The organism is Chloracidobacterium sp. (assembly GCA_025057975.1).
Lineage (GTDB): Bacteria > Acidobacteriota > Blastocatellia > Chloracidobacteriales > Chloracidobacteriaceae > Chloracidobacterium.
Genome location: JANWUV010000008.1, coordinates 86,643 through 99,809, shown reverse-complemented (window position 1 = coordinate 99,809; position 13,167 = coordinate 86,643). Strand labels below are relative to the sequence as shown.

Genomic DNA, 13,167 nt, shown 5'->3' with positions numbered 1-13,167 from the left:
CATTGCAGTGCGTGTCCGGCGCAAAGTAGGTTGGTGGCAGGCTGGGCGTATCAGTTACGCGGCCGACCTTCCGCGCCCCCGTTTTTCGGCCGATGTCCGATTGGAATCTACAAAGCCCGTGGTTGCTCTGGCTTGGGCTGCCGTTGTTCGCCGTCGCCGTCTGGTGGGCGGCGACCGTGGGGATTATCTTCGCCTGTGGTCGCCGGAGTTGGCGGCGGCCAGTGTTCGTGCTGTCTTCCTTGGCGGCGCTGGCGGCGACGGCGTTGATGCCCAGCGTTAGCTACATCACGACGCCGCTGGGCGCGGCGGCGGGATTTTTGCTGGGGATTGTCGCCTGGGGCTGGTTTGAGACAAGCTACTACACGGGCTATGTCGTCGGCTTAGACACGCCGCCCTGCGCTCCCAACTGCGGCGGATGGCGGCACTTCGTCCACGGCGTCAAGGCCAACCTCTTTCACGAACTCTCCATCTTCGCCGGCTTTGCACTGGTCTGGGCGGTGACGCCAGGACCAAATCAGGTCGCGCTGTGGACGTTTACCATCCATTGGTGGATGCACCAATCCGCCAAGCTCAACGTGTTTTTTGGCGTCCGCAACCTCAACGAGGAGTACTTGCCGGAGCATCTGCGTCGCATGACGCAGTTTTTCTCCAAACGCCCCATCAACTGGTTCTTTCCCTTCTCCGTCACCATTTCCACGGCCGTCGCACACTGGCTCTTTTACCGCGCCGTCCAAGCAACCGACGCCTTCACCGTCGCCGCCAACGGCTTGGCGTGTACGCTGATGGCGCTGGCGATTCTCGAACACTGGTGGTTGATTCTGCCGCAGCCGGTCGGCGTCTGGGCATGGGGCCTGCTTTCGCGGCGTACGCCAGAAGTCAAGCCGACGGTGGATGTCATCGGCGGCTTTCTCGGCGCCGGCAAAACCACGCTGCTGCGGAATCTCATCCCACAGCTTGACGCTAAAACCATCGTCCTCGTCAACGAATTCGCTGATGTCGGCTTGGACGGCGCACGGTTACGCGAAGCCAAAAGCGACGCTGACGCGACGCCGGTGGTTGAAATGGCCGGCGGGTGTCTATGCTGCACGCTCTCGCGCAACGTCGCAGCGACGCTGGCCCAACTCATCCGTGACTACGCCCCGGAGCGGATTTTGATTGAGCCGTCCGGCGCAGCGGCCCTCGGCGACTTGCTGGGCACGCTGCATCAGCCCGGTTGTCGTGAACTGCTCGGCCCTATCCGCGTCGTCGCGGTGGTGGACGGCAAGCAATGGCTGACGGCCGACCGCGCCGTACAAAGCGCCATTGAAGCCTACGTTGAGGCCGCCGCGACGGTCATCGTCAACAAGTGCGACAGCCTATCGCAGGCTGAACTGGAACGCATTACCGACCGGATCGCCCGCTGCAATCCGACGGCGCGCATGCTTTACACAAGCTTTGGGCGGATTAGCCTGCGCGACCTGAGCGACACGCAGGAAGACGCCTGTCTGGGAGACACATTCGCCCCACGCATTGCGTTTGAGCAGCGCGCGGAAACCTTCGCCGAGACCTTTGACGCCGCCGCTCTCCAACAAGTGTTTGAGGACATCGCCGCCGGACGCTTCGGCGAGGTCGCCCGCGCCAAAGGTGTCTTTAGGACGGCCGGCGGCTGGTTACGCTTGGAATATGCCGGGCGGTCGTTCAACCTCAATCCTTGCGCGGCCGCGCCGGAAAGCTCGCTGGTCGTCATTGGTCGGGAACTAAGTCCAAATCTGATGGCAAATCTGATGGCGGCTGTTCGTACGGCGGTTATTGCGTCACCGGCGGGAGGCTTGGCGTCCGCCGTCGCGTCAGCCGAGGCGCATCGTTACTTGCCGACGACGGTCGGCTAGAGGCGGTTTCCGAGGAGGTAATCGCGCCATGCCCCGGCGTGGGCGGCCGGCGGCGGGGACTGCAACGGTCCAGCCTGCGTAGCGGGGAACGCTCCGCCTCGCCGCTGGAGAGGGCGAAAGCCGCTGCCTGCTTCGTGGGCTGTCTTACCTGACGGGCTGTGACGGTTTTTCACCGCCGCCGGTAGATTTCTTGAAAAGCACACTAGCGCCTGACCCAACGATGAAGGAACAACCTGCGGAAAGCGGTGTATTCCGCTTATCGAGGGTCGGCCGATGATGGGCGGCTGTTCAAAACACCGCCTCGCCGACCTAAGACGAGCCAAACCGCCGTGCCACGTAGTTGTTTAGAATCTCAATGAACGCCGGTACGATTTGGTCACCCTCCAACGTGGCGACCTTGACGCCGTCCACAAAAACCGGGGCCTTCGGATCTTCCCCCGTACCGGGGAGTGAAATGCCGAGATCGGCATGCTTGGATTCGCCGGGGCCGTTGACGATGCAGCCCATAACCGCCACCTTGAGCGCCTCGACGCCCGGATAGCGTGTCTTCCAGACCGGCATCTGCTCACGGAGGTACGTTTGGATGTCCTGCGCCATTTCTTGAAACAACGTACTTGTCGTGCGCCCACAGCCCGGACAGGCCGTCACCAACGGCGTAAAGCTGCGAATCCCCATCACTTGCAGGATGGTCTGCGCCACCCGGACCTCTTCGGTACGGTCCCCACCGGGGGTTGGCGTCAAGGAAACCCGAATGGTGTCGCCGATGCCTTCCTGTAGGAGCAGCCCAATGCCGATGGCGCTGGCGACAATTCCCTTCACGCCCATTCCCGCCTCGGTCAAGCCCACATGGAGCGGATAGTCACAGCGCGCCGCAATCGCCCGATAGACCGCAACCAAGTCCTGCACTTCCGAGACTTTGGTGCTGATGATGATGCGGTCATGGGGCAACCCAATGTCTTCCGCCATCTGCGCCGACTCCAAGGCGCTGGCGCACATCGCCTCCAACATCACCTCGCGCGCCGACAGCGGTGGGTCGCGCCGCGCATTTTCGTCCATCATCCGGGCCAGCATCGCCTGATCGAGCGATCCCCAGTTGACGCCGATCCGGACGGGCTTTTCGTACTGTATCGCCAACTGCACGATGGCCTTGAAGTTTTCGTCGTGCTTTTTGCCAAAGCCGACATTGCCGGGGTTGATGCGATATTTCGCCAGCAACCGCGCCGTTTCGGGAAAGTCACGCAGCAAGGTGTGTCCGTTGTAGTGAAAGTCGCCTACCAGCGGAACATTGACGCCGCGCGCCTGCAAACCGCGGACGATGTCCGGGACGGCCGCCGCCGCCGCACGGTCATTGACGGTGATACGGACAATTTCCGAGCCGGCGGCATGCAGGGCGGCGACTTGCTCAATCGTAGCGGCGACATCGGCCGTATCGGTGTTGGTCATCGACTGTACAACCACTGGCGCGCCACCGCCGATGATGACGCCGCCGACATTGACCGGGACGGAACGACGACGAGGAGATAGAGCCATACGTTGATACCCGCTTTGTGACTAGCTCGCTGGGATGCCAAAGGTTTTAGTTTTTCTTCCGGCCGGGCTTGGGACGAACGATTTCCTTCGCCGTCGTCCGAATGTACTCAGCGCTGGCCTGCGCGGATTGCTTGATGTTTGGATCAGTCGCCTTAGCGGCCACCATTTCAAACAGCGCAATCGCTTCCCCGGCTTTGTTCGGATTCAGTAGTTCCGGGTCCGACGACAGCAGCGACATCGCCAAACCGTTCATTGCCGCAATGTTGTTCCCGTCCTCCTGAAGGACGGCCCGGTAAAACTCATCGGCCTGATTGAACTTCCCGGCGAACCGGTATGAATCCCCTGCCTTGACCTTCATTTCGTGGCGTTTCTTCGGGTCGGTTTGGAGGTCAGCGAGTTCACTGTAGAACTTTCCGGCCTTCTCGCCGGCTTCCGCATCGGCATAAAGTTCAGCCAAAAAACGATAGGCTTCCGCCGCCTTGCTGCGGTAAACGGGGTCACGCTTTTCAGGGGGCTGGGCGTCGTTGATGGCGACCGCCCGTGCCGCCGCCTCAGCCGACTCCTGAAACGCCTTCCGCGCTTCGTCGCGCTGCTTGGCATTGTACTTTCTGACGGCGATTTCGAGCATCGCCGAGGCAAGGTTACCCAGGAAGCCCGGTTGATTTTCGTCCAGCGCCAGCGCCTTGCGGTACTCGCTTGCCGCCGTTTCAAAGTCCTTGCGGTTGAAAGCCGCGTTACCCGAATCCATCAGAGCGCGCAATTGCTCGTTGATGGTACGGGCACGCTCATTTTCCTTCTCAATGCGTTCACGTTCGGTCTTGAGCTTGGCCGCCGCCGCCTTTTCCTCGGCAGTCGGTTGAGGTGGCGTGGTTGGCGCAACAGGAATCGCCACGGGGGTTCCACCACCCTTGGCTTCTTCCAGCAGTTGGGCGTCCGGTGGGAGCGTCCCGTCGCCCGGCGTGATGGTGATGTCAATGACGACCGGCTCGGTGCTGGTGATGCGCACCGGCGGTTTGACCTGATACTTCAACCCCGGTCCGTGGGCGACGACAACGTACGTCCCAAACGCTTGGACTGTGTAAAAGTAGCCGCCTTTCTTATCCGTCTTGGTCGTCAGCCGCCCCTTGATGTCCTGCCGCAGGATGAGAATCTCCACCCCCGGTTTCGGCTCCGGCTTGGCGTCCGGCGACGCTTGATAGAAGACCGTGCCGCGAATGGCGCCGTTTTGCGCCCAAACCCCATGACCGCTCACGCCTAACACGAGCGCCGCGCCAACCAAACGACAACCTGTGTACAGAAGTCGCTTCATGTAACGCCGCATTGAAACCCCTCCCTGCCGCCGCAGCCGACGCCGTAGGCGCTCAAGCCGGGCGTACGAAAAGCGTCCGAAGCCACCGCCCAACCCACTGGGCGATGAGTTCCGGCCAGTTGATGGTGTTGTTTGCCATCATCATCTTACGGACGCCCCGCTGCACCGCCGGTGAAGCGTCCGCCATGATGTTCCAACCGGGCTTGAAGCAAGTGCCCAGTCCCTCCAGCATGGAAACAACGCGAAAAACGTAAACCATTTCCTTCGGCATCCGCAGCGGGACGTACCCGAACGCATCCCGCATGTAGCGTCCGATGGCCTCAATCCGCTCCGCCGTTGGCATATCGCGCAGATAGAGTTCCCGAAACTTCTCGCCGACTCGCAGTGCAATCGTCCGGTCAGCCGCCGGGTCCACCACGCCCATCCGGTAGAGTTCATCTACAATTGCCGGTACGTCGCCGCGCAGGCCGTCTAGCGTCATCTTGAGCAGGCTGTCCCGGATGCGTGCCGACAGTGTCCGCACAATGCCGAAGTCATACAAAATGATGCGTCCGCGTTCGTCCACGGCGATGTTGCCCGGATGCGGATCGGCGTGATAGACGCCGTGAACCAAAATCATCTCCAGATAGACTTCCACCAAGCGCTCAACGATCTGCAGCGGCTCAAAGCCAGCGGCGCGCAGCGCTTCGCCATCGCTGATCTTGATGCCGGGGCGGTATTCCAAGACTAGGACCTCAGGACGACACAACTCGCCGATGACCTGCGGGACGACAACCAGTGGGTTGTCCGCCAACAACGCCCCCAAACGCTCCGCATTGGCGCGTTCAAAGACAAAATCCATCTCCTCGCGCAGTCCGGCGTTGACTTCCGTCACGATTTGCGAAAACAGGCGCGTCAGAACGTGGACATCCGAGTTTTCCTGTCGAAAGCGCACCAACTGTTCGTCAAGGAATCGCAACAGCGCCGTCACAATGCGGAAGTCTGTGGCGAGTTGATGTTGAATACCGGGTCGGATGAGCTTAACGACCACCGGCTGACCAGCGTACCGTGCGCGGTGTACCTGCCCAATGCTGGCGGTGGCGATGGGCGTCGGCTCGAAATCTTCAAATACGTCCTCCAGCGGACAGCCATAGGTCGCCTCTAACGCCGCCCGCACCTCGCCGAACGTCAACGGCGTCAGATTGTCCTGTAGTTGACGGAGTTGCTCGAGATAGGGCTTCGGCAGCAGGTCGCCGCGTGTACTGACGACTTGACCGACTTTGATGAAGCTGACGCCAAGCCGCTCAATTTCGGCGCGGATACGCCGCGCCCGCTCGGCGTGCGTCGCTTCGGTCACGCGCCGCGCGCCGCCGAAAAAGAAAAACCGCCGACCGTCCCGCCAGTAACCCAAAATCAACGGTGTCGCCGCTCCGACAACCTGCGCCGCACGGCGCGCGACTTGGTAGCGTCCGGCCATCGTACGGTGAACCGACGCGGAGGCGGCGCGTTCCGGGCGGGGGACGTTGATGGTAGGACCTTGGAGCGTCACGTCAGATATCGGCGAATGTTGGAAAGTACGGTTGGATGCGCACTTAGTGCGGATTCCTCAGGACTTCCGGCGAGAGGATAGTACGAAAGCAAGCGAAGCGTGACAAGCAAGGGCCGAATCCCCTGTGTTCGACCCCGCCCAGCGCTGAACCCGGACAAACCAGACGACGCGCTTGCAACCTAGGGAACTTTTCTCCACGATGCGGCGTCTGGACGGACGCTTGATGGACGACGCTTTTGCCTATGCCCGACCAACGCCCATCTCATGACCTACCTCCGACCTCCGACCCGTCCGTCTCCGTGCCTTCCCTGCGGACATACATCCTGCACGGCTTCATTTACGCCACGCCGCACACGCTCGACTTTGAGGGGCAACCTTCGTTTTGGGTGCGGCACGGTTTCAAGTTGGGGCTGGCGTTGGCGCTGGCGCTGCACTTGCCGTTCTGGGGGTATCAAATCTACCGGACGTTCATCGTGCCGTTTGACGTGGATGTCGTCGAAAGCGAGTATGACGTGGACTGGGTGACGCTTACCGATCCACGCTACAAACCGCTGCCGAATCCCGAAGGACTAGTTGCTCCGGATGCACCGATCAAGGACGCGGTGGCGGATGCCGCCCGTCGCCGCGCCGAAGAAGAAGCTCGCCGCCGCAAACGTGAAGAAGAGGCGCGTCGTCGCGCTGAAGCTGAACGTCGGCGGCGCGAACAGGCGCGTGAGGCGGAGGAGCAGGTGCAGCGGCATCGGCGAGATGACTCAACCCGAGATGAACCGAACGCCGCCGTCAATCGTCCGCTGGGTTTCGGCAAGGTGGATGTCGGCCCAATCAAAGCCGTTGTCACCAAGCTGTATGCGCTCAGTGAGTCGGGCGAACTTAACCTTGAGCAAGAGACCTTTGTCATCACGCTGGCTTTCCGCGTCGAGCCGAGCGGGCGCCTGTCCAACATTCGGATTATGCGGTCGTCGGGTATTGACGCCGTAGACGAGGCGGCGCTCACCATTGCGCGCGCTGTCAGCGCCTCGCAGGCGCTGGGGCCGCTACATATTCTGACTTCGACAACGCTGACGCTGGACGTCGGGCCGCAGTTTATGACGCTGCGCATCGGTGGGTTTGCCGCCTCGCCACTCGAAGCCACCGCCCTGCAAAAGCTCATCAACAGCGGACTAGCGCTAGTACCGCGCAAGCCCGAAACGACGGCTTTCCTCAACAATACCAGCATTAAGGCTGACGGCAAGCGTCTGACGGCGACCGTTCAGATGACGCGCAGCCAACTCAACGCTCTTTTGAAGCAAAACTTCAAACGGGGGTAATTTCCGAGGAGAAGGCTTTTGTTTACAAGGCTGAACGAATCGCTGCTTTTCCAGCAAAAAGTTCTCCTTCTAGGCAGGTTCTCAGTCGTCCGTTGCTTCATTTATCAACCTGTCCTAGACTGAACCCAAGTCAGAGGCGTTGGTTGCCGACGCTGTCCGCCCGCCGAATGTTCCCTCAGAGCCGTAGGCGGGCGCTGGAAAGTCTCAAGGACCGCTTGACTCGTCTCTACTCGTCAAGGCTTTCGGGGGATCTGTCCGAACATCTGTAAGCAGCTATGGAACTTTTCAAGAACGTCCGCCGACAAGTCGCCAATCAGCTTGACCAAATGAAGCTGGCGCGTGAGATCGAGCAGCTTTCAAACGCCGTCCGCGACAACCCTGCCAATGTGGACGCACTCAAGCGGTTAGCCGAGGCGTATCAGGAAAGCGGCAACCTCGAAGCCGCCATTAGCCACTTTATGCGGCTGGCGGACGTTTATCGCAGCAGCAAGCAGTATGAGCTGGCGCTGGTGTTCTACCGCAAGGTGGAGCGCATGGTGGAACCGGCCCAGCGCGCCACCATTCTCAAAAACATCGTCAACATCTACTTTGAGACGCGACAGTTCGACCGGGCGTACGAATACTGCCGGCAGGTGATCAGCCTGTACTTGAGCGAGCAACAACCTGAAGCGGCGATGGGCTTCCTCAAAATGCTGCCCGGCTTTGGGGAAAAAGACGCCGATTACCGCAAAGAGCTGCGCGAAATGATTCAGGAGCGCAGCGAAAAGTGGATGCAGGGGGCGAAAGCCACTTGGGTCACGGAGGAGAATAGTAGCCGCGCTCAGAAAGACAAAGATCAGGAGGATTTCTCCGACCGGCTGGTTTTGCTGGTAGACGACGAGCCCCATGTTTTGATGATTCTGGAGAAAATCATCAAGCCGCTTGGTTGTCAGATTATGACGGCCAACAACGGGTTGGAGGCGCTGAACATCCTCAAACAGCACACCCCAGCGCTGATTATTTCCGACTTGATGATGCCCAAGATGGACGGCAGCCAGCTTTTCGCTGCCCTTCAGGACGACCCAAACCTCGCCAAAATTCCGTTTGTCTGCCTTTCCTCCCGCGCACAGGAAGACGAGAAGGTTTCCGCCCTCGAACTCGGCGTTGAGGATTACTGGGCCAAGCCTTTTAGCGTTCGGGAAATCCCGCTCAAGGTCAAGCGTATCCTCAAGCGGCAACCAGCGACGACGCGGGTCGGAGGACAACTCTCCCACACGAGCCTCACCGACATCCTCAATCAGATGGAACGCGAACGTAAAGAAGGCGTCGTCAAGATCGTCACGCCAAGTCAGGAGACCGGAACGATTTACTTCAAAGACGGCGCCGCCGTGGATGCGGAAAGCGGTTCTTTTACTGGCATCGCCGCCATCATCCACATGGTGCAGTGGTCGGAGGGAAGTTACGTCTTCACTCAGCAACCGGTGACGCGCCCGAACGTCATTAACATGCGGGCATCAGAGCTCATCTTGGAGGCGCTCCATCGCTACGATGAAGAGCAAGGTTTGATCGCCGCGCTGCCGCCACCCAGTACGCCAGCGACGCTGCCGCCGGGTTTCGATGCTTCGTGGCTTGCTGGTTTCCCCCCGGAGAAAGTTCGCCGTGTCATGGCGCTCATAGACGGCAAACGTACGGTTGGGCAATGCATCCAGCAAGCGCACCACGACATTGACCTGCTGCGGATATTTGCGGTGCTTTGGTCTCCCGGCAGCCGCGAACAAACTCCACCGCCAGCTTCGAATGCACCGCTTGTCCCCCCGCCCAGCGCCTCGCCGATTCCTCCGGCTTCCCTGCCCACCTCACCGTCCCTGCCGTCTTATCCGGCGACTGGGCCATTGCATTACCCGGCCGGTCAAGCCTACCCGACCAGCCAGCCCTATCCCGGCGGCGCGTATCCTCCGGCGGGCGGCAGTGCGCCCTTAGTGCCGCAAGCGCCTTACCTGCCACCCACGGCACCGCCTTACTCGGCGCAGACATTCCCGCCAGCATATCCGCCGGCTGGCTACGGGCAGGCCGGCTACGGACAAGGCAGCTATCCGCCGCCACCTCAACCGACCTATGCGCCGCCCGGCTACCAGCCGCCGTACACCGCCCCTTCAGCCTATGGAGCGACTCCGCCTCCGGGGCAACCGACCCTGCCACCGTTAATTCCGCCGGCTTATGATCCCGGCGTGCCAGCGGCCCCGTCGGGTTACACTGCTCCGCCGTCGTCACCGTCAGACCCACCGCCGCCTGCGTTTCAAGGTGAGTATCGGGTTACATTCACCGACCCGGCCAAGGAAGAAGCCCTTGCCAGACAACTTTATGATGCCGTCGTTGCAGCCAAGCGACAGTGCGGCGAGTCAATTCAGGATTTCACCTTTGCGCGTTTTCATCGCATCCTGTGCGACCAGTCGGCCAAAATCAAAAGCCAGCTCAACTGCACCCACATCTCATTTTCAGTTTCGGTTGACAACGGGCGTGTCAAGTTCATCGCCAAAGGGCTTTGATCACGGTCAGCTACGTCAACCACTCGCCTCGGAATGACCCGCCGCATCCTGATTGCCGACGATCACGTACCCACCCGCCGTGACCTGCAAGCCTTTTTTCAGCAACAGGGGTTTGAAGTGGTTGCGGTCGGCAACGGCGATTTGGCGGCCCGCCGCGCCGGTGAAATGCATCCTGACTTGGTGGTCCTCGACGTGTTGATGCCCGGAAAGACGGGCTATGAGGCCTGTCGTCACATCAAGCAGGTCCTCAAACTAGAGCTTCCGGTGCTGATGATTCACCACGACGGCGAACCGTTTGACCGAGACGAGGCGCTGCGTGTCGGCGCGGATGAAATCTTGGTCAAACCGCTTGATCCGTTCGCCCTTCTTGAAACCGTCAATGCACTCTGGCGCAAGTATGGACGTCCGCCAATCGGTTTTGAGTCGGGCGATTTCGTCCAAGAGGTTCGGGAGGAAGACGTTGAGGCGGTCTTTGGCGGCGAGCCACCTGCTGAGTCACCGCACACGGATGAAGCGTCGTTCCCTATCGCCGAAGCCCCTCTGCAAGCTGTTGAAGCGTCGCCGGACGTAGTCGCGTCAGAAGCGGTTGACGGCGATGCGCCAACACCGGCGCATTCTTTAGAGGAAGCCAACGCCTTACCTTCCCCCCCGTCGGCATTGTCACCAGCGGTGATGGAGACGCCCCAGGAAACAGCGCCGCCTGCGCCAACCACACCGACGATGGAGTTGCCCGATCCATACTCGGTTGTCGCCAGGGGCGATTATGCGGCGTACTTCAGTGAAACGCCTTTCGACCAGATGGCGACAAGCGACGCCGTTTCCACGGCAGCGACGGCGATGCCGGAAACCACTCCGACACAGGCAACCACTCCTTCGGAGACCGTCACGAGCCAGGCGACTCCCTTTACCGATCCCTACCCTTCAACCAACTTCTTTGCGCCGATTCCGACGCAAATGACAACGGATGTCAGCTTTAGTCTGCCGGAGCGCATTACGGCTGAACTTCCACCTCCAGACCCGGCGGCTGGGCTTAGCATCCGATTCGACACTAGCAATGCGGCGGTGCACATCGGCGGGCTGTACGAAGTGACCGAAGTCGAACTGCCAGAAAACAACACACAGGAGATTCCACTCACGCCGGAAGCGACGGCGGCGATGGACGTTTCAGCAGCCTCTTCGGAAACGTTCGATGAGGCGGATGTCTCAAGCGATGGGGTTTTAGAGGAAGTGGCGTTGCTTCAGGAAACCGGCACCGACATTCTGGCCAGCGCAGTCATTGTCGCCGTTACGCCGCCGACTGAAAGCGTCCCAGTGGTCGTGGCGGAAATGACTTGCCCACACTGCGGCGGGCGGGTCCTCGAAAGCGACATCATCTGCCCGCACTGCGGTGAAATGCTCTAAGCTCCCAATACGCGCTCAGCCTTCGACAAGAGCAGTCCTCAAAAGGATATAAAACCATAGACCGCTTGGTGGGCCGCGGCAGCACTTCAAGAAGCGCACACAGCATCTTACTGGCTAAGTTGGATGTACCTGGCTGCCGGTCGTTCCCGCCTGCCAACAGCGAGTAGGATTGTGTCGCCTAATTTGCGGGGTTGTGGGGTAAGAAACGTCAAGGGTTAGGGGCCGCCAAGACTTTGAGCCGCCCGAATGTAACAAGCCTCCATTTTCGGCTCTAAACGAAATCCCGCCGTGCAACTACTCAAAAAGGCTGTCCACAAAAGCTTCTGGTGAAAACACCGTTAAGTCGTCGAGTTGTTCTCCTGTGCCGACGTACCGAATGGGCAGACCCAGTTCACGCGCAATGGCGACGACGATGCCGCCTTTGGCCGTCCCGTCCAGCTTGGTTAGCACCAAACCCGTCACCGGTACGGTTTTAGCAAATTGCCGAGCTTGCTCCAGCCCGTTTTGTCCGGTGGCGGCGTCCATCACCAGCAGCACTTCATGGGGGGCCTGCGGCACTTCACGGCGGGCGATGCGAGACATTTTTTCCAACTCATTCATTAGGTTGACCTTGTTGTGCAAGCGCCCGGCGGTGTCCACAATCACCACATCGGCGTCGCGTGATTTAGCAGCCTGGAGGGCGTCGTACACCACTGCCGCCGGGTCTGTGCCGGGCTTCTGACGAATGACCGGGATGCCGACCCGCTCCGCCCAAATAGTCAACTGGTCGGCCGCCGCCGCCCGGAACGTGTCCGCTGCGCAGACAATGACTTCGTTTCCTTCACGCTTAATGAGGTTGGCCAACTTGGCGATGGTCGTTGTCTTGCCGACGCCGTTGACGCCCACCACCATCATGACGTACGGACGAATGTCCAGCGGTAGGTCGGCTTCCGAGTGTACGGCGCGGCCGGATACGGACCTCACCGGCGCGCGCAACAACGCTAGCAACTCCTGCCGCAGTGCCCGTTTAAGTTCCTCCGTATCGTTGAGGAGTTTGCGATCTACCTGCGTCCGAATCTTCTCGACCAACTCCATCGTTGTGCGGACGCCAATATCAGCCCCGATAAGGATTTCCTCTAGTTCTTCCAACACCTCCGGGCTGATGACCTTCTTGCCGTGAATCAGTGTATCCAGCCGTCCGACGAGCTGCTGCCGCGTCCGCCGGACGGCGTTTTTCATCCGCAGGAGAAATGTCGCCTTGGGGGGCTCTTCCACCAGCGGTGTAGGCGGCGCGGCAAGAGACGCCGCCGGTTCAGCGACCGGCGGTGCCGGTTCAGAAACCGTAGGCTCTACTGGTTGGGTTCGCCCAAACCAACGCGACAAAAAGCCCCGTTTCTCCGTCTCCGGCGACGTTTTTGCTGGCGGTGATTGCTCAGCCAACGGCAGCGGCGCAGTCGCTGGCGCGGATGGACTGACCGCCGCCACATCCGACAAGGTCGGTGGCGGTACCATCACTGGCTCAGCGACGACGGTTTGGGTAGCTTTGGACGGCGGACTTTCTAGAACCGGCGCGGGCGACGGCTCGGCCGGCTGCGGTTGCGCTACAGGAATCGGTTCGTTCCCAAAGAGCGTCGTCAGGCCGGCGCGTTCGGCGGGAGTTTCTTCCTTCTTGCGTCTCCAAAACAACATAGCGCTTTTGCGACGGCGGCGCAGTTTGCCG

At 60.5% G+C, this 13,167-nt stretch carries 8 protein-coding genes; 4 read left to right on the top strand and 4 right to left on the bottom strand.

Annotated features, from left to right (window positions below; translation table 11 throughout):
* Window positions 1–92 precede the first annotated feature (92 nt).
* Window positions 93–1,868: a putative photosynthetic complex assembly protein PuhE gene (gene puhE, locus NZ585_08745; protein MCS7080123.1), complete on the top strand. Its 1,776-nt coding sequence runs from the start codon at window positions 93–95 to the stop codon at window positions 1,866–1,868.
* Between the two features lie 309 nt (window positions 1,869–2,177).
* Here puhE and ispG read toward each other — a convergent pair whose 3' ends face one another.
* From ispG to NZ585_08730, 3 genes are read right to left on the bottom strand one after another with little or no spacing between them, the layout of a single operon-like run.
* Complete coding sequence (ispG, locus tag NZ585_08740; GenBank protein ID MCS7080122.1) at window positions 2,178–3,398, bottom strand: flavodoxin-dependent (E)-4-hydroxy-3-methylbut-2-enyl-diphosphate synthase; 1,221 nt, start codon at window positions 3,396–3,398, stop codon at window positions 2,178–2,180.
* A 46-nt stretch (window positions 3,399–3,444) separates the two neighbouring features.
* Window positions 3,445–4,707: a hypothetical protein gene (locus tag NZ585_08735; GenBank protein MCS7080121.1), complete on the bottom strand. Its 1,263-nt coding sequence runs from the start codon at window positions 4,705–4,707 to the stop codon at window positions 3,445–3,447.
* Between the two features lie 52 nt (window positions 4,708–4,759).
* Window positions 4,760–6,235: an AarF/UbiB family protein gene (locus NZ585_08730; protein MCS7080120.1), complete on the bottom strand. Its 1,476-nt coding sequence runs from the start codon at window positions 6,233–6,235 to the stop codon at window positions 4,760–4,762.
* 242 nt (window positions 6,236–6,477) lie between these two features.
* Here NZ585_08730 and NZ585_08725 point away from each other — a divergent pair, with 242 nt between their 5' ends.
* The 3 genes from NZ585_08725 (at window position 6,478) to NZ585_08715 (ending at window position 11,468) form a co-directional block, all read left to right on the top strand.
* Window positions 6,478–7,542, top strand: coding sequence for an energy transducer TonB (locus NZ585_08725; GenBank protein MCS7080119.1), 1,065 nt, complete (start codon window positions 6,478–6,480; stop codon window positions 7,540–7,542).
* Between the two features lie 275 nt (window positions 7,543–7,817).
* Window positions 7,818–10,067, top strand: a complete 2,250-nt coding sequence (locus NZ585_08720) for a response regulator (protein MCS7080118.1) — start codon at window positions 7,818–7,820, stop codon at window positions 10,065–10,067.
* 33 nt (window positions 10,068–10,100) lie between these two features.
* The gene (locus NZ585_08715; protein ID MCS7080117.1) at window positions 10,101–11,468 is read left to right on the top strand and encodes a response regulator; all 1,368 of its coding nucleotides are present in this window, start codon (window positions 10,101–10,103) and stop codon (window positions 11,466–11,468) included.
* A gap of 294 nt (window positions 11,469–11,762) precedes the next feature.
* Here the strand turns inward: NZ585_08715 and ftsY are convergent, their stop codons facing one another.
* Window positions 11,763–13,136: a signal recognition particle-docking protein FtsY gene (gene ftsY / locus NZ585_08710; protein ID MCS7080116.1), complete on the bottom strand. Its 1,374-nt coding sequence runs from the start codon at window positions 13,134–13,136 to the stop codon at window positions 11,763–11,765.
* Window positions 13,137–13,167: the final 31 nt, after the last annotated feature.

What these genes read in the sequence shown, in the direction of transcription:
- puhE (MCS7080123.1), top strand. Translation starts at nt 93, where the DNA reads ATGTCCGATTGGAATCTACAAAGCCCGTGGTTGCTCTGGCTTGGGCTG.
- ispG (MCS7080122.1), bottom strand. Translation starts at nt 3,398, where the DNA reads ATGGCTCTATCTCCTCGTCGTCGTTCCGTCCCGGTCAATGTCGGCGGC.
- NZ585_08735 (MCS7080121.1), bottom strand. Translation starts at nt 4,707, where the DNA reads ATGAAGCGACTTCTGTACACAGGTTGTCGTTTGGTTGGCGCGGCGCTC.
- NZ585_08725 (MCS7080119.1), top strand. Translation starts at nt 6,478, where the DNA reads ATGCCCGACCAACGCCCATCTCATGACCTACCTCCGACCTCCGACCCG.
- NZ585_08720 (MCS7080118.1), top strand. Translation starts at nt 7,818, where the DNA reads ATGGAACTTTTCAAGAACGTCCGCCGACAAGTCGCCAATCAGCTTGAC.
- NZ585_08715 (MCS7080117.1), top strand. Translation starts at nt 10,101, where the DNA reads ATGACCCGCCGCATCCTGATTGCCGACGATCACGTACCCACCCGCCGT.
- ftsY (MCS7080116.1), bottom strand. Translation starts at nt 13,136, where the DNA reads ATGTTGTTTTGGAGACGCAAGAAGGAAGAAACTCCCGCCGAACGCGCC.